Genomic DNA, 19,054 nt, shown 5'->3' on the forward strand with positions numbered 1-19,054 from the left:
TACTGATCAGTATGTCCCGCCGAGCTTGGTGTGGTCCCAGCTGACGATCTTCGTCGGGCGGAAGACCAGGCCCACCCGCTTGGGGGCCTGACCTGCGATGAAGGCGCTCAGTTCGGACGGTACGGGGTCGCCCGGCTTGGCGCCCGCGTACCGCTGCATGAGCGTGATCCCCATCCGGGTGACTTCCGCGGTGTCCTCGATGATCTCGACGTCGGCCTCGAGCGAGATGCCGCGCAGCTTCTCGTAGCTGTCGCCGTCCTCGATGAGCACCGTCGCCTCCGGCAGCCGCCGGAGGTTCTTCGCCTTCTGCGAGGTGCCGTACGTCCAGGTCGCGACGCCGTCCTCGTGCGGGAAGTACCAGAGCGGCGCGAGGTGCGGGCGGCCGTTCGGGCCGACGCTGGCGACGTTGATGACCTTCTGCTCGGCGAAGTACGCGCGCACCTCGTCTTCGGTCATCCGGATCTGGTCCCGACGCGACATCCGCGGTCTCCCTACGACTTGGTCGTCGCCGCGCGGCCGCCGTGCCCGGTGACCGCCGACTCGAACGCGCCGCGCGCCTCGATGTCGGCCAGCGCGGCCTTGTCCGCCGAAGGTACCCGGCTGCGGGAGCCGATTTCGATGATCGGCGGGAGGAACGCGCGGAGCAGCTTGAGGCCGCCGACCCAGCGCGGCACGTGGATGGTCCGGGCGCGCTTGAGGATGCCCGCTTCGAGGTCGTCCAGGGCGGTGTCGAGCGGGTAGGTCTTGCCGATCAGGCCCGGCATGGACGCGCGGAGCTTGCCGAACACCGGGTGCGCGTCGGCGCTTTCGACGAGGTCGGTGCGGATCCACGTCGGGTGCGCGACGCCGACCTTGACGCCCAGGTGGGCGATCTCGGCGCGGAGGCTGTTGGAGAACGCCTCGACGCCGGCTTTCGCGGCGGAGTAGTTCGCCATGCCCGGCGCGTGCGTGATCGCGGCGAGGCTGGAGATGGCCAGCAGGTAGCCCTTGCGCTCGATGACGTGCGGGAGCGTGACGCGGAACGTGCGCCAGACGCCGAGCAGGTCGACCTCGATGACCTTCTCGAACGCGGCCCGGTCGACCGAGCGGACGAAGCCCGCGGTCGCGATGCCGGCGTTGGCGATGACGATGTCGATGCCGCCGAAGTGCTCGACGACGCCGGCCGTCGCGGCTTCCAGCGCGTCCCAGCTGGTGACGTCGGCTTCCCAGGAGTGCGCGTTCGGCCCGATCCGGTCGGCGACCTTCCGCTGCTCCTCGGCCTCGAGCCCGACGAGGGCGACCTTCGCGCCGCGCGCGGCGAGGCGTTCGGCCAGCCCGGCGCCGATGCCGCGGGCGGCGCCGGTGATCAGCACGACCTTGCCGTCGACCTTCTTGGTGCCGCTCAGCAGCGAAAACGGGTTGGCCACGGTGCCCTCCTAGACGTCACTTGAGGGCACCGTACCTCACCTTACCCGCAGTAAGCTACCCATAAGTAGGTTCTAGGCTTCGCTCAGCGCGGCGACTTCGGCGTCGGTCAGCTCGAGCGTCACCGACGCGATGAGGTCGGTGAGCTGCTCGGGTGTCCGGGCGCTGGCGATCGGTGCGGCGACCGTCGGCTGCTGCCGCAGCCAGGCCAGCGAGACCGTGGCCACCGAGACGCCGTGGGCGGCCGCCACTTCGTCGAGCTTCGCCAGCACGCGCTCGCCATGTGTGTCCAAATAGGACGATGCGCGGGCGGCGCGCGGGCTGTCGACCGTGTCGTCCTTCGTGCGGTACTTGCCGGTGAGGAAACCCTTGGCGAGGGCGAAGTACGGCAGCGTGGCGAGGCCTTCGCGCTCGACGAGCGGGGCGAGGTCGTGCTCGTAGTCCCGCTCGACGAGGTTGTAGTGCGGCTGCAGCACGGCGTAGCGCGCGAGGCCACCCGAGTCCGAAATGGACAGTGCTTCGGCGAGCCGCCCGGCGCTGTAGTTGGACGCGCCGAGGTGGCGCACCTTGCCCGCGCGGACCAGCGCGTCGAACGCGGTGAGCGTCTCCTCGAGCGGGGTGTCCGGGTCGTCCCGGTGCGCGTAGTAGAGGTCGATGTGGTCGGTTTTGAGGCGGCGCAGCGAGTCCTCGGCCGCGGCCTGGATGTTCTTCGCGGACAGGCCCGGCCGGCCCTCCCACATGCCGACCTTGGTCGCGACGACGACGTCGTCCCGGTTGCCGCGCGCGGCGAGCCAGTTGCCGAGGATCTCCTCGGAGCCGCCGCCCCCGCCGTAGAGGTCGGCGGAGTCCACGAAGTTGCCGCCGGCCGCGGTGTAGGCGTCGAGGACGGCGAAGGACTGCGGCTCGTCCGCCGTCCAGCCGAAGACGTTGCCGCCGAGGTTGAGGCCGTACACGTCGAGGTCGGTGTTGCCCAGCTTGGTCATGCTTCCGACGTTAGTTCGCCGATCCCGGGAGGAAAATCGCCGTCCCACGCGTTGGAGTGTTCCATGGCTATCGAACTGGGCAAGATCGGTATCTGGCGGCACTACGCGCAGGTCGACGCGGGCTTCGCGGCCGAGGCGGAGAAGCTCGGCTACGGCGCGATCTGGCTGGGCGGCTCACCCGGTGGTGACCTCGCCTACGTGGACGACCTGCTGGCGGCGACGGACTCGCTGGTCGTCGCGACCGGCATCGTGAACATCTGGCAGGACGAGCCCGCGGACATCGCGAAGGCGTACGAGCGGATCACCGGGAAGTACCCGGACCGGTTCCTGCTCGGCGTCGGCGCGGGGCACCGCGAGGCGACGAAGGAGTACAAGAAGCCGTACGCGGCGCTGGTCGACTACCTCGACGGTCTCGACGCGGCGGGCGTCCCGGTTTCCGGCCGCGCGCTGGCCGCGCTCGGCCCGAAGGTCGTCAAGCTGTCCGCCGACCGCACCGCCGGCGCGCACCCCTACCTGGTGACGCCGGAGCACACTCGCGACGCCCGGGAGATCCTCGGCGCGGGCAAGCTGCTGGCCCCGGAGCACAAGGTCGTCCTCGAGACCGACGCCGAGAAGGCCCGCGCGATCGGCCGCAAGACCGTGAAGTTCTACCTCGGACTGTCGAACTACACCGCCAACCTGCGGAAACTCGGTTTCACCGACGAGGATCTCGCGGGCGAGGGCAGTGACCGCCTGGTCGACGCGCTGACCCTGCACGGCGACGCCGAAACGGTGGCGCGCGGCCTGTCGGCCCACTTCGAGGCGGGTGCGGACCACGTGAACGTCCAGGTGCTCAACGAGGACCCGTGGCCGGCCTACCGCGCGCTGGCCGCCGAGCTGCTGTGATCCTCGTCCGGCCGCCGGTTCGCCGGCGGCCGGACGCACTCCTTCTGAACCGATTCCACGTGCGAAGAACTTTCCGCGCGGGGACCGGTGTGCGACGGCGGTACACCTCGTACGATGCGGTCGGGACCCATCCCTGCCTAGGAGGAATACCGATGCCCATCGCGACCCCCGAGGTCTACGCGGAGATGCTCGACCGGGCCAAGGCGAACGAGTTCGCGTACCCGGCCATCAACGTGACCTCGTCCGAGACCGTGAACGCCGCCATCCGGGGGTTCGCCGAAGCGGAGAGCGACGGGATCATCCAGTTCTCCACCGGCGGCGCGGAGTTCGCGTCGGGCCAGAAGGTCAAGGACATGGTGACCGGCGCGACCGCGCTCGCCGAGTTCGCCCACGTCGTGGCGGCGAAGTACGACATCAACGTCGCGCTGCACACCGACCACTGCCCGAAGGACAAGCTGGACGGCTTCGTCCGCCCGCTGATCGAGATCTCGACCGAGCGCGTCAAGAACGGCCAGAACCCGCTGTTCCAGTCCCACATGTGGGACGGCTCGGCGATCGACCTCGACGAGAACCTCGAGATCGCCGCGGAGCTGCTCGCCAAGACGGCGGCCGCGAAGATCATCCTCGAGGTCGAGATCGGCGTCGTCGGCGGCGAAGAGGACGGCGTCGAGGCCGAGATCAACGAGAAGCTGTACACGGCCGAGGGCGACTTCCTGAAGACGATCGACGTGCTGGGCGCCGGCGAGAAGGGCCGCTACCTGCTGGCGGCGACCTTTGGCAACGTCCACGGCGTCTACAAGCCGGGCAACGTGAAGCTGCGCCCGGACGTGCTGAAGGGCGGCCAGGAGGCGGCGGCGAAGAAGCTCGGCCTGGACCCCGGCTCGAAGCCGTTCGAGCTGGTCTTCCACGGCGGCTCGGGCTCGCTCCCGGAGGAGATCCGCGAGGCGGTGTCGTACGGCGTGGTGAAGATGAACGTCGACACGGACACGCAGTACGCGTTCACCCGCCCGATCGTCGACCACTTCTTCAAGAACTACGACGGAGTGCTGAAGATCGACGGCGAGGTCGGCAACAAGAAGGTGTACGACCCGCGCTCGTACCTGAAGGCGGCGGAGGCCGGCATGGCCGCTCGCGTCGTGGAGGCCTGCGAGGCTCTGGGCTCGGCGGGCACGAAGGTCAAGTAAGTCTTTTCGCGCGAAGGGGCCGCCACGAACGTCTGTGGCGGCCCCTTCGTCGTGTTGTCCGTCGCCTCACAGGGCCGCGCGTCGCGGGTCCCTTGGCATCAGAAGCTCCACCTCGACACCTTTGGCTGTTCTGGTCGTGTAGGCCTCGCACCGGACGATCAGGTTCTGCTCCGAGAACCGCTCGACCATCGATCGGTACCTCTCGGTCATCGCGTAGGTGAGCTGGCCGACGCGGTGATCGCCGAGGCGGACTTCGATGGCCCGTCGGCCCTGGTACTTGCCGCTCTCGATCGTGCAGAACGTCAAAGACGCGACGACCTCCCGGTACTCCTGCTTGCCCGTGGGGGCGAAGTCGCGGAGGACATCCTGGTGGTTCTCCTCCTTGGTCACCGTGCACGACCAGGCGTTCCGGAGAAGCACGTCCGAGGCCGTCAGCTTCGCGACCACCGGGTCTTCGGGTTCTTTGCGGGAGTGCAGCTCGTCGGGGCCGGCCACGTGGAGATAGATGCCGTACGACTTCGCTCCGCCACCGGTGATCCGCGCCGGGCAGGTGCCCAGCACGCCGGCGGCTCGAAGTTTCAGCAGTTCAGGCTGGTAGTCCTCCGCCCAGGTGCTGGACAGGTAACCGACCTTGAGCGGGCGGTTGCCCATCAGGGCGTCCACCCGGACGGCGTTCCGGTCCCAAGGATTCTCCGGCTCCGGTACCAGTACCGCCGTCGCGGGCAGATGCTCTTCGAAGTCCGTGCCGAAGGCTCTTCCGCCGGCGACCTGGCGAAGTGCGTCCTGGTAGTGACTTTCGCCGACGACAGCGAGCCGGCCGTCATCCGAAAGGGGGACGAGCTTGAGGCGTGCCTCGCGCGGGCTCGGCGGTTGAACGGCGAACTGCCGACCTCCGGCGGAGACCGGTTGCCGAGGGGGCCGGGCGGGAGCCGGGACCCCTTGCGGGTGCGGCGCCTTGTTCCTTCGCGAGAAGGGCCACATGTCTTCGTCCTCCGACCTCGGCGCAGTTGGATCACGCGTGCATCGGAGTCGCCGTCGTCCGGCTCGTTGTTACGGGAGCCGGACGACGGCTCCCGGTGAGGTCCTCATCCGACGCTGGGTGACCCTGTCGCCACCGGACGCCGAGCGGACCACCGGCGTGAAGCCGGACCGGCCGTCGCCCAAAGGGCGAATACCCCAACCAGCACCACCGCCGCCGTCCAGTACGCCACCGGTGGGGCCGACTCCGTGTGCGCGTCGCCGAGCACCCACGGCCGGACCTGGGACTGCACCCACAGCGCCCCGTACCCGAACGCCGTGACGAGCAGCGCCCCGACTCCCGCCGTCAGCAGGCCGTGTTCGCGGCCGATCACGAACGCCAGGTCCACCGCGAGACCCACGAAGAGCAGGTAGAACGGCACCGTCGACACCGGGAAGCCCATCCCGAGCAGCAGCGGCCACATCACCGACCGGTACGCGATGTAGGCCACCGCCACGAGAGAACCCGCCCAGCGGAAACCCAAAGTGCGGCGGGCCAGCGCCAAGATCAGCGCCATCACGCCGATGCCCCACACCGGGTACACCCACTCCGGGATCGGCATCGTGAAGTGCAGGATCGCGGTCCGGTCGACCGGGTGGCCGATCTGGTTCGCCGCGAACGACAGCAGGGACGGCTCGGCCTCCGGCGCGCCACGCTCCCACGCGCGCAGCCCCAGGATCCCGTACTCCTGCTGGCCGTTCGGGAAGAACGTGTTCTCCAGGAAGAACGCCCACAGCGCGAGCAGCACGCCCGTGCGGAAGCGCCCCGGCGGGGACAGCCGCAGCCAGCCCAGCAGCACGCCCGCCTGCATGATGCCCGTGCCCAGGTACAACATCAGGTGCGACGGGCTCCACGCGGTCAGGTCGAGACCGTTGACGCGGTGGTTGATCACGTCCAGCGGCGCCGCCACCAGGAACGTCAGCAGGCCGATCTGCATCAGCCGCAGCGACGTCTTGTCGGCACCCAGGCCCGTGTAGCTGTGGATCGCCACCAGCACGACGATGATCACCGTGCCGACGGTGTTGATCAGGTGCGGCGGCGCCAGGTCGTCGCGCAGCCACATGAAGTGCCACGACATGTCCCACGACGAGCCGACCAGCTTGAACGCGAACGCCGCCAGCCACATGCCGTAGCAGAACCGGAGCACCCAGTCCGGCGTCGGCTGCCCGGGGGCGCCGCGGTGCCAGTGCCGCGTGAAGAACAGCCGCGTCTTGCCGATCGGACTGCGCGGGATCACGTCCACCGGGACGTCGACTGCCTTGGCCATGCCGGACATCATGGCCGGTCATGGTCACGAGCGGGCCAAGACCGTGGCAAAGACCTCCAAAACCAGGGATCACCCCTACGGGTGGACGACTTGCTTTCGCCCGGCGTCGGTTGGCAGGGTGTGCCGCCATGATGCCGAAACGAGTTGTGGCCGCCGTCCTGATCGGCGCCTTGGTGCTGGCCGGTGGCGGGGTTCTCGGAGCGCTGTTCTTCTGAGGGCAGAATGGGCGGCATGACGCACAACCTGCTCGGCCCCGAGCCGACGCTGCTGCCCGAGCACACCGCCGCCCAGGCCGCGCTCGACGCCGGGACCGACCCGGCCGCGGTCGCCGCCGAACACCCCGACTACAGCGAGGCGTGGGCTTCGCTGGCCGAGAAGGCCTTCGACGCGGGTGAGACCGTCGCCGCATACGCGTACGCGCGCACCGGCTACCACCGCGGTCTCGACCAGCTGCGCCGCGCCGGCTGGAAGGGCTTCGGCCCGGTGCCGTGGGCGCACCGCCCGAACCAGGGGTTCCTGCGCGCCCTCGCCGTGCTGGGCAAGGCCGCCGGGAAGATCGGCGAGACCGAGGAGTACGACCGCTGCCGGACCTTCCTCGCCGACTCCGACCCCGCCGCCGCGGAAGCCACCGGCCTCAAGTGACCGCGTGGGCCCGGGACCGCGCGGTCCCGGGCCCGGCGCGTCAGAACAGCCCGCAGTTGGAGAACGCCGGGAGGCCGGCGAAGCGCGCCTCCAGCCACGCGAACGCCTCCGGGAACGCCCGCACCGCGGTGAGCGCGTGCGTGGGCACCAGTGACGTGCTGAACTGCACCTTCACGCCCTTGCCGCACCACGTCCGGCCCAGGTCGCGGTCCTGCGCGTAGGGCACGATGTCGTCGAGTGCGCTGTGGACGATCAGCACCGGCGCCGCCGGCTTCAGCGTCCCGATCTTCTGCTCCGCCACCCGTGACGCGTACGGCTCCTCACCGAGGTACGCGACGAGCGAGCGGCCGTCGTTCGTCAGCGTCGACGACTGCGTGAACGCGTGCGCGGCGATCGCCTCCACCGTGCACTCGGTCCGGACCTGCTCGAACAACTGCTTGCCGCGCGCGTTGAGCAGGGCCGGGATGTCCAGCTCGGGGTACGCGTAGTTCATGCTCACCAGCGCGAACCCGAGGAACCCGACCGCGTAGTGGCCGTCGAGGTTCTTCGCCACCGAAGCCAGGTCTGCCGGCACCGCGCCCGCGTACGCGCCCTTCAGCTTCAACTCGGGCGCGTAGGACGGCTGCAGTTCCGCCGCCGCGGCCGAGGCGCCGCCGCCCTGGGAGTAACCCGCGATCGCGACCGGGCCGTCGTCCGGGAGGCCCGCCTCGGGCAGCCGCTGCGCCGCGCGGATCGCGTCGAGCACCGCGTGTCCTTCCGACGCGCGGTTGACGTAGGTGTGGTCGCCCGGCGTGCCGAGTCCCTCGTAGTCGGTCACGACGACGCCGTAGCCCCGCGCCAGCAGCCCGGCGATGAACGGCCCTTCGTACTCGAAGCCGGCGGCAAGCGCTTTCGACGGGGCGCAGTCATCGCCCTCGCCCTGCGTGCCGACGGCGTAGGAGACGATCGGGCGCACGCCGGCGCCGCGCCAGGCCGACCGCGGGGTCAGCACCGTGCCGGTGACCGCGATCGGCGAGCCGTGGGTGTCGGTGCTGCGGTACATGATCCGCTGGACACCCGCGTCGGCCTTGGTCAGCTTGATCGGGTCGAGGTAGAACGTCGAGGTCTCGTGCCGGATGACGTCGCCGTTGCCGCCGGCCGGCAGGGGTGAAGGGGGGTCGTAGAACGACGCCGCGGAGGCCTGCGGCGGGCCGAGCGCGGCCAGGGCCAGAACGGAAACCGTGGCGACCGCCGCGGAGAGGGCGCGGCGAGAGAAGATACGCATGCTTGCTCCTCGTTGAGCAGGACTAGTGCGCGGGGAACACCTTTTTGGACAGAGGTGTCGGAAAAAGAATCACGTGAGGTGGACCACAATGTCAAGCCCGGCTCCGCGCGGGCGGCCGCGCAAGCTCCCGGTCGGGGAGCAGCGCGCCCGCGTGCTGCACGCGGCGGCGCGGGTCGTCGCGCAGCACGGGATGCAGGGCGCGACGATCGAGCAGATCGCGCGCGAAGCCGGCGTGTCCCGCCAAGCCGTCTACGAGCAGTTCGGCGACCGCGCGACGCTGTTCTCCGAGGTCGTGGCGGTGACGGAGGAGCAGGCGTTCGCCGCCATCGCGGGCCCGTCGGTCGCCGACCCGCAGCCCGGCCTGCGGGCCTGGGCGCGCGCCAACTACGCCAACATGGTCACCTTCGTCGCCGACAGCCCCGAGGCGTACGGCGTGCTCCGCGCGGCCGAGCGCGCGGGCGACCCCGCTCTCACCCGGTTGAGGGAGAGGCTGGCCGTCGTCTACGCCGACGCGAGCCGCAAGCGGTGGGCCGCGCACGGCATCGACTCCGGCCGCGCCGACCGCGCCCTCGTCACGCTCTTCTTCGCGATGACGGAGTCACTGGTCCAGGCGACCTGGGACGGTGAGCCGCCGGACCAGGACGCCCTGATCGACCTGCTCACCGAGTTCACGGTCGGCGGAGTCGCTCGCCTCCAGACGAAGGCGAGCGACGTCATCGACCGGCTGCGGTAACGATCAGCACAGCTAAGCCGCGGCCAAAGCCACTTCGGCGGACCCCACCACCCGGTTCCGCCCGCCGTGCTTGGCCGCGTACACGGCCGCGTCGGCGGACGCCATCACTTCCTCGATCGACGACCCGTCGAGCGGGTAGGCGGCGACGCCGATGGACGCCGTCTGCCGTTCGATGGCGACGGCGGCGCCTTCGTTGGTCTTCGTACTGATGATCAGCTCGCTGACCCGTTGCCGGATCCGTTCCGCCGTGACGATCGCGTCCGCTTTGGACGTCGACGGCAACAGCGCGACGAACTCCTCGCCGCCGAAACGGCCGACCAGGTCGTGCGCCCGGGTCTCCTGCTTGACCACGGCGGCCACCGCCTTGAGCACGTCGTCGCCCGCGAGGTGCCCGTAGGTGTCGTTGATCCGCTTAAAGTGGTCGAGGTCGATCATCATGGCGCCGAAGCTGCCGTTGTCCCGCGCCGCGCGCGAGATCTCCCGCTGCGCGCCGTCCTGCCACGTGGTGGCGTTGAGCAGCTGCGTCTTCTGGTCGGTGGTGGCGAGCTCCTCGAGCCGCTTGATCAGCACGGACCGCTGGAGCACGTACAGCGGCAGGATGACCAGCAAGGACAGCAGCGGCTCGGTCGTCAGGACCATGACGAGCAGGCCGCCGACGCACAGGGTGGCCAGCTCCAGCAGGTTGTCGTCCATGTTCCCCAGACAGCCTTCGACGCTCGCCTTCTCCGGTGCGGCGAGGTACAGGCCGAGCCCCGTCAGGGCGGTGTTCGTGGTGAAGAAGGCGATGGCCGCGAGCGCGACGGCGGTCATGCCGTGGCCGTGGAGCGCTTCCGCGACGAGGCCGGCGGCGAAGCCGGAGAGGATCATCGTCGTCGCGTTGGCCGCGACGCGGTGGAACTCACCCGGCCGGAACCCGGACCAGCTGCGGAACGCGAGGTAGACGTACAGAACGGTGCCCAGCACGGCGACGAGCTGTGGCGGCACGAGCAGCCCGGCGGGCAGCAGCCAGACCGACGTCATGTTGACGTGCGGCCCGTTGCTCAGGATCCGGCGCTGGCGCTCGATGCGCCTGCTGACTTCGGTCTGAGCCACCGCGAGGCCGGTGAGCAGCGCGAACGTCCCCACGTTCGCGAGCGTGACCGGAATCGACAGAGCGGCAGCGGTGGTCCAGGCAAGCATGACGGTGATCGCGGTGAGCGTGACCGCGACCCAAGCGCGTGGCCTGGACCACAGCGCCCAGGCCGCAACACCACGAACCGAGGCTTGTCCAGACCGTTCCCCCGATGTGACCATTTTTCCCCCAGCCCCTTGCGCAGGTGATCAGTGACAATCTACTCACGGACAGTTTCAGACCGTTTGCCAGCTGTCCACAAGGGCTTTCGGTGTGTACTTTTTCTTTGACACCGGAACGAGAGGTGGCCAGCGATGCGCGGCAAAGATCAGTGACCGCACAGCGCACCGCAAGGTCGCGCAGGTCAGGCCCACGCGCGGGGCATGTCAAGCATGTTCGGCGCGTGCGGCTTCTTTGTCGTGCCATCGTCCGGGCTCGCCCGATAACGATCGTGCCCACAGCGCCGCCAGTGGCAGGGTGAGCACGATCCCGGCGATGCCGAAGATCCCGACGGTGCCGTGTGGGCTCAGCTGATCCGCGAGCACGCCCCCGATCAGCGGGCTGATGCCCATCATCGTGGTCAGCCCGGTGTTGGACAGGCCCATCACCTGCGCGCGCTGCGCGTCGGGCACGGCCAGCGTCAGTGACGCGGTCGCCTGCAGCAGGCAGACGGTGCCGAGCCCGCCGGACACGATGAACAGGACGATCGACGCGATCGGCCCGGGGTTGAGGAAGCAGAGCACGAGCGGGACGGCGCACAACCCGGAGAGCGGCCCGATCAGCTTCGGGCGGACCCGGGCGGGGACCCAGCGCGTGTAGGCGAACGTCGCGATGACGCTGCCGATCGGGTCGGCCGCGAGCAGCAGGCCGATCGCTTCGGGGCCGCCGCCCGCCGCCGACACGTACGGCGCGGCGATGCCTTCGTAGACCGGCAGCAGCCCCATCAGCCAGGTGAACAGCACCAGGGTGCGCAGCGGCGAGCTCGCGAACGCCGTCCGGCTGCCGCCGCCGAGCGTCGCGAAGAAGGACTTGCGCTGCTCGCCGGTCGCCGCGGCCGGCCGGGCCTGGACGCCGAGGCGGATGAACAGGGCCGAGAGCACGAAGGTGGCGGCGTCGATGGCCAGTGCCACGTGCGGGTCGAGGGCGATCAGCAGCGCACCGCCGCCGGCGAACCCGAGCAGCTGCGCGCTCTGCACGGTCATGCTGCGGATGCCCATCCCGACGACGAACCGGTCGCCTTCGAGCACCTGGGGCAGCAGCGCGAGCTGGGACGCCTTGAACGGCGGGTTGACCAGGGACACCCCGCCGACCAGCACGCACATCAGCCAGAACGGCACCCCGGGGAGGGCGACGAGCAGGATCAGGGCGGCGCGCACGAGGTCGACGAGCACCATCACGCTGCGGCGCGGGAAGCGGTCGGCGAACCCGGTCAGGAAGACGCCGCCCAGCAGCGAGGGAGCGTAGGTCAGCGCGTACGTGAGGCCGGTCAGCGTGGCGGAGTTGGTCCCGGTGAACACCAGGATGGACAGGGCGACCCTGGCGAGCTGGTCCCCGGCGATCGACAGCAGTTCCCCGAACCACAGCGCGCGGAACTCGGCGATCCCGAACACCTCGCGGAACGTGACGCGATCCCGCGGAGCTGCCATGCGCTTTCTCCCGACCTCTTGTGCAGACCGTGCCCTTCGCATGACCGCAGGTGACAAAAAGGGCGATCGGTCATGAGGCAGTCACGGTACGTGAGTTACCTCAGCCAGTGTCCCGTGACGGTTGGTAAATCTCTAGGTTCTTTCGCCGGTATCCAAGGTGTCACGGAGCTTTCCTGAACGGGTCAGACGATAGCCCGCAGTGTCTGGCCGGTCGCCCAGGAGTCACCAATGGATCATTCCGCACCCGATGGCCGGAGGGCCAGAGGCAAAAGTAGCCACCTCGCGTTCGCGAGGTGGCTACTTGAGGGAAACGCAGGTCAGCCGTCTACGGCGAGGGCGTCCTCCGCAGGTGCCCGCGTGACGCCGGAAGCGCGTGCGGCGTCCCGCTTGGCGACCTCTTCCCGGACGATCGGGATGACGTACCGGCCGAAGTCGATCGTGTCGCCGAGCATGTCGTAGCCGCGCGCCGACAGGATCTCGACGCCCAGGTCGTAGTAGTCCAGCAGCGCCTGCGCGACCGTCTCCGGCGTGCCGACCAGCGCGTTCGAGTTGCCCGCGCCGCCCGTCGCGGCCGCCGTCGGGGTCCACAGCGCGCGGTCGAAGCGTTCGCCCTGCGCCGCCAGGGCCAGCAGCCGCTGGGAGCCGGTGTTCTCGGGCTCGGTGAGCTTGTGCCGCCGGGTCAGCGGCTGCCCGCCCTTCGTCCGGTCCTTGATCGCACCGACTGTCGCGTACGCCTTTTCCCAGGCCAGCTCCTCGGTCGGCGCGATGATCGGCCGGAACGCGACCTGGATCCGCGGCACGTCCGTGCGGCCGGCCGCCAGCGCCGCCGCCTTCACCGACTCGATCTGCTCCGCGGTCTGGGCCAGCGGCTCACCCCAGAGGCAGTAGATGTCCGCTTCCGCGCCGCCGGCGGCGTACGCGGCGGGCGACGAGCCGCCGAAGGAGACGCCCGGCCGTGGCTTCTGCACGGGCTTGATGTCGCTGACGTAGTCGTTGAAGCGGTAGTGCTCGCCCTCGAAGTCGAAGGGCTCGTCCGACGTCCACGCCTTCTTGATGATCTGGATGGCTTCGCGCGTGCGCGCGTAGCGCTCGTCCTTCGTGAGGAAGTCGCCTTCGCGTTGCTGCTCGTGGTCGTTGCCGCCGGTGATGAAGTGCACCGTCAGGCGGCCGTCGGAGATCTGGTCGAGCGACGCGAACGTCTTCGCCGCGAACGTCGGGTACGAGACGTTCGGGCGGTGCGCGAGCAGGATCTGCAGCTTGTCGAGCTTCGTGGCGACGTACGCGGCCGCCTGCGCGGGGTCCGGCGAGCCGGAACCGTAGGCGAACAGCACCCGGTCCCAGCCGAAGTCCTCGTGCGCGCGGGCCAGGCGCAGCGTGTACTCCTTGTCGAACACCCCGCCCGAGCGGGCGTGCGTCTCCGACCCGTCGTGCGTGCCTCCGATGCCCAGGAACTCCACCGGCATTCCGTCACCTTCTCTCGCGTCGCTGCTTCCAGGGCTACGCCTGGCGAGCGGAGGACGGCAACGGAGTCCGCAGGGTGGAACTCAGGCCCGGTGCTTCTCGATCACCTCGATCGACGCGCGGACCTGCTCGAAGGTGGGCGGCGCCGCCCGGTTGAACACGACGGTCAGGGACCGGCGCGGGATCACGACGAACTCGACGTCGACCCCGGCCGCCTCTGACGCGGCTTCGACGACGTCTCGCCAGTGCTTCGGGTCGATCCCGTCGGGGTCGGCCCATTCGTGCGCGAAGATCGCCCAGTTGCCCCTGAGCAGGGTGCCGACCACGTCCTGCGCGGTGTGGACGCGGTGCGGCGGGCCTATCTCAGCGGCCAAGTCTTCGTCGTCGCGGCAGTGCTGCCGTGACATGCGGAGCTCCGCCCCGCGGCCGGGGGCTCCGCCACCCGGACCCCCGCAAAGCGGGTGGTAAGGCCCGGGCGCCTGGTGGGACTTCGGACAAATCCGCTCCTCTCGCCGTGGTGCCCCGGGCATTCGGCGCCGCGACCCGGAGTGTTTGGTTTTATTCCCGGAATTCCGGAGTATGGGAAGGACGTCCCGGGCCCGGACCGCCGCGTAGCTTCGGTTTCATGGCCGAGCGCGCGCCGTTCACCCTCGCTGTCGTGGGCGCCGGACCCCGGGGGGTCGGCGTCCTCGAGCGGCTCGGCGCGAATTCCGAGCTCCTGCGCGACCGCCGGCTCGAGGTGCACCTGATCGACCCGTTCCCGCCGGGGCCCGGCCGGGTGTGGCGGTACGACCAGTCGCCGTTGCTGCGGATGAACTCCATGCCCGAGGACGTCACGATGTTCACCGACGAATCGGTGAAGATGACGGGCCCGGTGCGCGCGGGGCCGACGCTGCTGGAGTGGGCGCGCAAGGTGCGTGACGGCGAGCTCGACGCCGAGGTCCCGCCGGACGTCGTCGCCGAGCTGACCGCGCTCGACAGCTTCGACTTCCCGACCCGGCGGCTGCAGAGCGCCTACCTGACCTGGTTCTACCGCCAGGTCCTCGGCGACCTGCCCGACGGCATCGATGTCGTCGAACACGCCGCGCGGGCGGTCGGGGTCGACGGCCGGACCGTCAGCCTCTCCGACGGGACGACCGTCCCGGCGGACGCCGTCGTGTTCACCGTCGGGCACCTCGACGCGGAACCGGACGAACGGGAGCGCGAGCTCGTGACGTTCGCCGCGCGGCACGGGCTCGCCTACTACCCGGCCGGCTACACCGCCGACGTCGACTACTCCGGCATCGCGCCGGGTGAAACCGTGCTGGTGCGCGGGTTCGGGCTGGCGTTCGTCGACCTGATGCTGCTGCTGACCGAGGGCCGCGGCGGCCGGTTCGAGGACCTCCCGGGCGGCGGCCTGCGCTACCACCCGAGCGGGGCCGAGCCGGTGCTGCACGTCGGCTCCCGGCGCGGGGTCCCGTACCACGCGAAGATCGGCTACCGGTTGCGCGGAAAACCGTTGCGGCTGCCCAGGTTCTTCGACGCCTACGCCATGGACGGCCTCCCCGGGCAGGCGCTCGACTTCCGCGCGGACGTCTGGCCGCTGATCGCGAAGGAGCTGGCCTGGGGCTACTACAGCGAGCTGTTCACCGGGCACCCGGATCGCGTGAACCTGGACTTCGTCGTGTTCGCGGACGCTTTCGCCGACCTGCCGTGGGACTCGCCGGAGATGCGCGACCTCGTCGCGCGGGCGGTGCCCGCCGAGGCCGACCGCCTCGACCTGGACCGGCTCGACCGGCCCCTGGAAGGCCGCGAGTTCGGCTCGGCGGAGGAGTTCGGCAAGGAGCTGCGGGAGTACGTCGAAGCCGACCTCGCGCGCCGGGCGGACCAGGCGTTCAGCGCCGACCTCGGCGCGTTCATGGCGTTGCTCTCGGTGTACGGCCAGCTGCCGGTGCTCGTCCAAAAAGGACGGTTGGCCGCGTCTTCGCAGGTGTCCGACATGGACGGCTGGTTCCACGGGTTCTTCTCGTACTACGCGAGCGGGCCGCCCCCGCGCCGGCTGGAGGAGCTGCTGGCCCTGCACCAGGCCGGCGTGGTTTCGTTCGCCGGCGCGGACATGCGGGTGACGGCGGAGCGCGACGCGTTCGTCGCGTCCAGTGCCAGCTACCCGGGAGAGGTCTCGGCGCGGACGTTGGTCGAGGCGCGGCTGCCGGGCCCGAGCGTCACGCGGGCGGCGGACGGGCTGCTCCGGCAGCTGCGCGACACGGGCGAGCTGGCGGAGGAGACGGTGGCGGACCCGGTCACCGGCGCGTTGCTGCCCTCGGGCCGGATCCACACGCGGGTGTCGGACTCCCGCCTGCTCGACGGAACGGGTCAGCCGCACCCGCACCGCTTCGCGGTGGGCCCGCACACGAGCGCCCGCTCGGCGGCGGCGTTCACCCGCCCCCGGACGAACGCGTCGAGCTTCCGCCAGAACGACGCGGTGGCCCGGGAGATCCTGGCGCTGGTCAGCGCGCCCAGCTGACGATGTCGGCCAGCACCTGCTCCGGCGGTGGCATCGCCGCGATCTCCGCCGCGATGTCCCGCGCGAGGTTCCGGGGCTTCGGATCCGCGAGCAGCTCGCGTGCCGCCGTCTCGATCGCGGGGATCCGGACTTCGTCGCCCACCAGTGAGCGGGCGAGTTCGAGGGCGGAGAGCGTCTCCGCGTTGGCGAACTGGTCGGCGCCCTGGGGCAGGATCAGCTGGGGCAGCCCGGCCGCGAGCGAGGCGAGCACCGTGCCCGTTCCGCCGTGGTGCACCACCAGGCCCGCGTGCTTCAGCACCTCGGCCTGCGGCACGAACCCGGCCGCTCGCACTCGCTCCGGGAGGTCTCCGAGCAGCGCGGGATCGCCGGGGCCGAGCGCCACCAGCACGTCGACGTCGAGGTTCGCCAGCGCGCGGATCGCGCCGCGCAGGACGTCCGTAGCGCCGTAGACCACGGTGCCGAGCGTCAGGTAGACAAAGCCGTCTGCCGGGAGCGGCGGCAGCGGAACGTCGGGGTCGTACGGCGTCGGGCGCATCCGGAACACCTTCGGGACGGCCGCCGTGCCCGGGTCGCGGACGCTGTCCGGCCAGGCATCGACGCAGGCGTCGCCGAAGAGGGCGTCCGAGGGGAGCGTGCCCCAGAGCGGGCGCAGCCGTTCGGCGGCGACGGACAGGAGCTCCGGCGGCATCGAGCGGCCGATCACGACCGCGACGGCGGGGAGACCCGCCCGGCGCGCCGCGATCCCGGCACCGACGTCGCTCATCTCGTAGATGACCAGGTCGGGGCGCAGTTCGGGGAGCAGCGGCGTCAGGTCGTCGAGCAGTGACCGCGGCAGCAGCTCGGCGAACATCGTGATGCCGACGTCCATGAACCCGGCGTCCTCGCCGTGCCGCTTCTTGGCTTCGGCCTCCGCCTCGCCGATGCCGATCCCGGCGCGGTGGACCGCGAACCCGAGGTCACGCACTTTGGGTACGAAGGCCTCACCGGTGCCGAAGACGACTTCGTGACCGGCGTCGAGGGCCGCGTTCGCCAACGGCAGCAAGGGAAACAGGTGGCCGTACGCCGGGCGGCACGTGAAGAGGATCCGCACCGCCCTGAGCGTACTCGTCAGCCCTTCACGACCGGAGCGATTTGCTGCAGCCACTGCTGTGGCGCCGACGTCCCGCCGGGCAGGGAGTTGAAGTATTCCCAGCCGTCGATCCCGCCGAAGTCGGCGTACTTGCTCTTGAGGCTCCGCACGGTCGACTGGAGGGTCGACATGTCCACGTACCCACTGCAGTTGGCGGGATTGGTCACGGTCCCGGCGACGACCTTGCTCGCGGGCACGACCCCGCGGCGGACGATGTTGTCGTAGCCGGAGGTGCTGGAGAGAGAGCCCCAGCCGCAGTAGAACTGCGCGTTGAACCAGGAGATCTGCGCGCCGCGGTCGCGGTAGAGGGTGTCGTAGTTGAGGCCCGAGAGCCCGCCGCCGCCGCTGAGCTCGGTGGCGACCGGGGCGAGGGTGATCAGGAACGAACTGCCGAAATCGGCCCGCAGCGCGTCGATCACCTTGTTGAGGGCGGCGTTCGACATGTGCTCTTCGATGTCGAGGTCGATGCCGGACAGCGAGTAGGTGCGGATGAGGTTGCGCAGCAACGGGTAGTAGGTGTCGAACTGCGTTTCGAGCCGCTGGAAGCTGCCGGCGGCGGCTCCGCCGACGAAGGCGAGGACGTGCACGCCCTGGCCGCGCAGGGTCGCGAGGTCCTGCCACATCCGCGTGAACTTGCTCGCGTTCGGCGGATCGTCGTTGAGGTGCACGACGCTGTTGGCGTCGAGGTGGATGGCCCCGACGATCACGTCCGTGGCCCCGGCGCTCTGGAGCGCGAGCGGCGAGACGTAGGCGGAGCCGTTGTAGATGGTCTGGTAGTAGACGACAACCCTGCGCCCGGCGGCGGCCGAAGCCGGCACCGCACCCGAAATCATCAGCACCAAGGCCACGAAGGCCACGCCGATCCTCCGCATGGTCCAGACCATACGTGGCAGTGGGTGGTTGGGGAAACACCCACCGTCGAACTTGTCCGGTTTCCTGTCTCGCTTTGTCGACATCTGTCCCCCGTGGGTGCCAAATGATGCTTCGCTGGAGGGTCGGGAGTGTCGTGACCAGGGACTTCAGGCTTAGGCCAAGAAACCCGCACTTTGTGGTACATTTCTACTGATTTACTGTGTCCTCCTGACTATCTTCAGGAGTGCGGCAGTGAACAGAGTTCGTTCCGCTCATTTTCGATTCGGCGACAAAGTCTTGCTTCGGCAGCTTGGCCATGGCGACTGGGTGCCTGAACGAGTGGTGCGAGTGGAAGAGTTCGACTCCCATCCCGGCGACCGTTACCTGCGGGTCAAGGTCGCGACCAGTGTGTCGTCGCGCGGATACCGTGAGCGTGCGCGTCTCATCCCGCCGGGCACGCCGATCTACCGGTGCGTCGGGTTCGGCGAGATTCATCTCGTCCGGCGCGACTCCCGGTGGGAACCGTTCAGCGTGGAGCCGTTCATGGTGCCGGACGACTACCGGGTCATGGGCGGAGCGCCGCAGTTCCAGATGGCTGGAATGCCTGGAGCTACGCATGTCGGGGCGTACCAGTCAGCGACCTCGTATGATCCCGGCGATCCTGTGTGGGCTTGGGAGCGCGGGTGGCGGAAGGCCGAGGTGCAAGAAGCCAAGCCACGGTGGGTGACTGTGCGCTACCTCGAAGGGTTCCGTCGACAAAACGGGTGGCCGTCCAAAAGCTGCCCACCGGCCGAGATCTGGCCGGTGATCTGCGATTATCCTGAGCCGGTCCGGAAGATCGAGATCGAACCGCAGTGGCTGCGGAAATTGGATCCACGAAACGCGCACGCCATGTCTCTGCAACTCGGCTACCACAATGCAGGCCGCTACCTGAAGGATTGCCAGCAGTTCGGTGGCTGCGGCATTCATTGA

At 69.7% G+C, this 19,054-nt stretch carries 18 protein-coding genes; 6 read left to right on the forward strand and 12 right to left on the reverse strand.

The window, feature by feature from the left end; genetic code table 11:
• Positions 1-6: 6 nt before the first annotated feature.
• The 3 genes from ABZ342_RS04965 to ABZ342_RS04975 form a co-directional block, all read right to left on the reverse strand.
• Positions 7-480 (reverse strand): pyridoxamine 5'-phosphate oxidase family protein, encoded by a 474-nt coding sequence (locus ABZ342_RS04965; protein ID WP_360468819.1) that lies wholly within the window; start codon positions 478-480, stop codon positions 7-9.
• Positions 481-491: 11 nt separating this feature from the next.
• Positions 492-1,406, reverse strand: a complete 915-nt coding sequence (locus ABZ342_RS04970; RefSeq protein ID WP_155549370.1) for an SDR family oxidoreductase — start codon at positions 1,404-1,406, stop codon at positions 492-494.
• Between the two features lie 72 nt (positions 1,407-1,478).
• Entirely contained in the window at positions 1,479-2,387 is a 909-nt protein-coding gene (locus ABZ342_RS04975) for an aldo/keto reductase (RefSeq protein WP_360468821.1), read from the reverse strand.
• Positions 2,388-2,450: 63 nt separating this feature from the next.
• On the opposite strand from ABZ342_RS04975, the gene ABZ342_RS04980 reads away from it, so the two are divergent.
• Together ABZ342_RS04980 and fbaA are read left to right on the forward strand one after the other, a co-directional pair.
• Positions 2,451-3,272, forward strand: a complete 822-nt coding sequence (locus tag ABZ342_RS04980; protein WP_155548077.1) for an LLM class F420-dependent oxidoreductase — start codon at positions 2,451-2,453, stop codon at positions 3,270-3,272.
• 152 nt (positions 3,273-3,424) lie between these two features.
• Positions 3,425-4,456, forward strand: coding sequence for a class II fructose-bisphosphate aldolase (fbaA, locus tag ABZ342_RS04985; RefSeq protein WP_155548076.1), 1,032 nt, complete (start codon positions 3,425-3,427; stop codon positions 4,454-4,456).
• Between the two features lie 66 nt (positions 4,457-4,522).
• On the opposite strand, the gene ABZ342_RS04990 is transcribed toward fbaA, so the two are convergent.
• Entirely contained in the window at positions 4,523-5,437 is a 915-nt protein-coding gene (locus tag ABZ342_RS04990; RefSeq protein ID WP_360468824.1) for an HIRAN domain-containing protein, read from the reverse strand.
• A 104-nt stretch (positions 5,438-5,541) separates the two neighbouring features.
• Complete coding sequence (locus tag ABZ342_RS04995; protein WP_360468826.1) at positions 5,542-6,741, reverse strand: hypothetical protein; 1,200 nt, start codon at positions 6,739-6,741, stop codon at positions 5,542-5,544.
• A gap of 231 nt (positions 6,742-6,972) precedes the next feature.
• Between ABZ342_RS04995 and ABZ342_RS05000 the strand changes: the two genes are divergently transcribed.
• The gene (locus tag ABZ342_RS05000) at positions 6,973-7,383 is read left to right on the forward strand and encodes a DUF3151 domain-containing protein (RefSeq protein WP_155548072.1); all 411 of its coding nucleotides are present in this window, start codon (positions 6,973-6,975) and stop codon (positions 7,381-7,383) included.
• 40 nt (positions 7,384-7,423) lie between these two features.
• Here the strand turns inward: ABZ342_RS05000 and ABZ342_RS05005 are convergent, their stop codons facing one another.
• Positions 7,424-8,647, reverse strand: coding sequence for a lipase family protein (locus tag ABZ342_RS05005; protein WP_360468828.1), 1,224 nt, complete (start codon positions 8,645-8,647; stop codon positions 7,424-7,426).
• Positions 8,648-8,735: 88 nt separating this feature from the next.
• On the opposite strand from ABZ342_RS05005, the gene ABZ342_RS05010 reads away from it, so the two are divergent.
• A complete protein-coding gene (locus ABZ342_RS05010; protein ID WP_155548070.1) occupies positions 8,736-9,380 on the forward strand; it encodes a TetR/AcrR family transcriptional regulator in 645 nt (214 codons plus the stop codon).
• Positions 9,381-9,392: 12 nt separating this feature from the next.
• On the opposite strand, the gene ABZ342_RS05015 is transcribed toward ABZ342_RS05010, so the two are convergent.
• From ABZ342_RS05015 to ABZ342_RS05030, 4 genes are all read right to left on the reverse strand, one after another.
• A complete protein-coding gene (locus ABZ342_RS05015; protein ID WP_360468831.1) occupies positions 9,393-10,559 on the reverse strand; it encodes a GGDEF domain-containing protein in 1,167 nt (388 codons plus the stop codon).
• A gap of 318 nt (positions 10,560-10,877) precedes the next feature.
• Positions 10,878-12,137 carry an MFS transporter gene (locus tag ABZ342_RS05020; RefSeq protein ID WP_360468833.1) on the reverse strand — a complete coding sequence of 420 codons (1,260 nt, stop codon included), beginning with the start codon at positions 12,135-12,137 and terminating at the stop codon, positions 10,878-10,880.
• 317 nt (positions 12,138-12,454) lie between these two features.
• The gene (locus tag ABZ342_RS05025) at positions 12,455-13,600 is read right to left on the reverse strand and encodes an LLM class flavin-dependent oxidoreductase (protein ID WP_155548067.1); all 1,146 of its coding nucleotides are present in this window, start codon (positions 13,598-13,600) and stop codon (positions 12,455-12,457) included.
• Between the two features lie 81 nt (positions 13,601-13,681).
• A complete protein-coding gene (locus ABZ342_RS05030) occupies positions 13,682-14,005 on the reverse strand; it encodes a hypothetical protein (protein ID WP_360468835.1) in 324 nt (107 codons plus the stop codon).
• Between the two features lie 218 nt (positions 14,006-14,223).
• Between ABZ342_RS05030 and ABZ342_RS05035 the strand changes: the two genes are divergently transcribed.
• Positions 14,224-16,101, forward strand: coding sequence for an FAD/NAD(P)-binding protein (locus ABZ342_RS05035; RefSeq protein WP_360468837.1), 1,878 nt, complete (start codon positions 14,224-14,226; stop codon positions 16,099-16,101).
• Here the strand turns inward: ABZ342_RS05035 and ABZ342_RS05040 are convergent.
• Positions 16,085-17,191 (reverse strand): glycosyltransferase, encoded by a 1,107-nt coding sequence (locus tag ABZ342_RS05040; RefSeq protein ID WP_360468839.1) that lies wholly within the window; start codon positions 17,189-17,191, stop codon positions 16,085-16,087. The two genes, ABZ342_RS05035 and ABZ342_RS05040, sit on opposite strands and share 17 nt — an antisense overlap.
• 17 nt (positions 17,192-17,208) lie before the next feature.
• Complete coding sequence (locus ABZ342_RS05045; RefSeq protein ID WP_360468841.1) at positions 17,209-18,102, reverse strand: glycosyl hydrolase family 18 protein; 894 nt, start codon at positions 18,100-18,102, stop codon at positions 17,209-17,211.
• Positions 18,103-18,430: 328 nt separating this feature from the next.
• On the opposite strand from ABZ342_RS05045, the gene ABZ342_RS05050 reads away from it, so the two are divergent.
• Positions 18,431-19,054 (forward strand): hypothetical protein, encoded by a 624-nt coding sequence (locus ABZ342_RS05050; RefSeq protein WP_360468843.1) that lies wholly within the window; start codon positions 18,431-18,433, stop codon positions 19,052-19,054.

This window comes from Amycolatopsis sp. NPDC005961 (genome assembly GCF_040629235.1).
Taxonomy (GTDB): Bacteria; Actinomycetota; Actinomycetes; order Mycobacteriales; family Pseudonocardiaceae; genus Amycolatopsis; species Amycolatopsis camponoti.

Excerpts from the sequence above, each read along its gene's own strand:
- ABZ342_RS04965 (WP_360468819.1), bottom strand. The coding sequence starts at position 480 with ATGTCGCGTCGGGACCAGATCCGGATGACCGAAGACGAGGTGCGCGCG.
- ABZ342_RS04975 (WP_360468821.1), bottom strand. The coding sequence starts at position 2,387 with ATGACCAAGCTGGGCAACACCGACCTCGACGTGTACGGCCTCAACCTC.
- ABZ342_RS04980 (WP_155548077.1), top strand. The coding sequence starts at position 2,451 with ATGGCTATCGAACTGGGCAAGATCGGTATCTGGCGGCACTACGCGCAG.
- fbaA (WP_155548076.1), top strand. The coding sequence starts at position 3,425 with ATGCCCATCGCGACCCCCGAGGTCTACGCGGAGATGCTCGACCGGGCC.
- ABZ342_RS04990 (WP_360468824.1), bottom strand. The coding sequence starts at position 5,437 with ATGTGGCCCTTCTCGCGAAGGAACAAGGCGCCGCACCCGCAAGGGGTC.
- ABZ342_RS04995 (WP_360468826.1), bottom strand. The coding sequence starts at position 6,741 with ATGGCCAAGGCAGTCGACGTCCCGGTGGACGTGATCCCGCGCAGTCCG.
- ABZ342_RS05000 (WP_155548072.1), top strand. The coding sequence starts at position 6,973 with ATGACGCACAACCTGCTCGGCCCCGAGCCGACGCTGCTGCCCGAGCAC.
- ABZ342_RS05005 (WP_360468828.1), bottom strand. The coding sequence starts at position 8,647 with ATGCGTATCTTCTCTCGCCGCGCCCTCTCCGCGGCGGTCGCCACGGTT.
- ABZ342_RS05010 (WP_155548070.1), top strand. The coding sequence starts at position 8,736 with ATGTCAAGCCCGGCTCCGCGCGGGCGGCCGCGCAAGCTCCCGGTCGGG.
- ABZ342_RS05015 (WP_360468831.1), bottom strand. The coding sequence starts at position 10,559 with ATGCTTGCCTGGACCACCGCTGCCGCTCTGTCGATTCCGGTCACGCTC.
- ABZ342_RS05020 (WP_360468833.1), bottom strand. The coding sequence starts at position 12,137 with ATGGCAGCTCCGCGGGATCGCGTCACGTTCCGCGAGGTGTTCGGGATC.
- ABZ342_RS05025 (WP_155548067.1), bottom strand. The coding sequence starts at position 13,600 with ATGCCGGTGGAGTTCCTGGGCATCGGAGGCACGCACGACGGGTCGGAG.
- ABZ342_RS05030 (WP_360468835.1), bottom strand. The coding sequence starts at position 14,005 with ATGTCACGGCAGCACTGCCGCGACGACGAAGACTTGGCCGCTGAGATA.
- ABZ342_RS05035 (WP_360468837.1), top strand. The coding sequence starts at position 14,224 with ATGGCCGAGCGCGCGCCGTTCACCCTCGCTGTCGTGGGCGCCGGACCC.
- ABZ342_RS05045 (WP_360468841.1), bottom strand. The coding sequence starts at position 18,102 with ATGCGGAGGATCGGCGTGGCCTTCGTGGCCTTGGTGCTGATGATTTCG.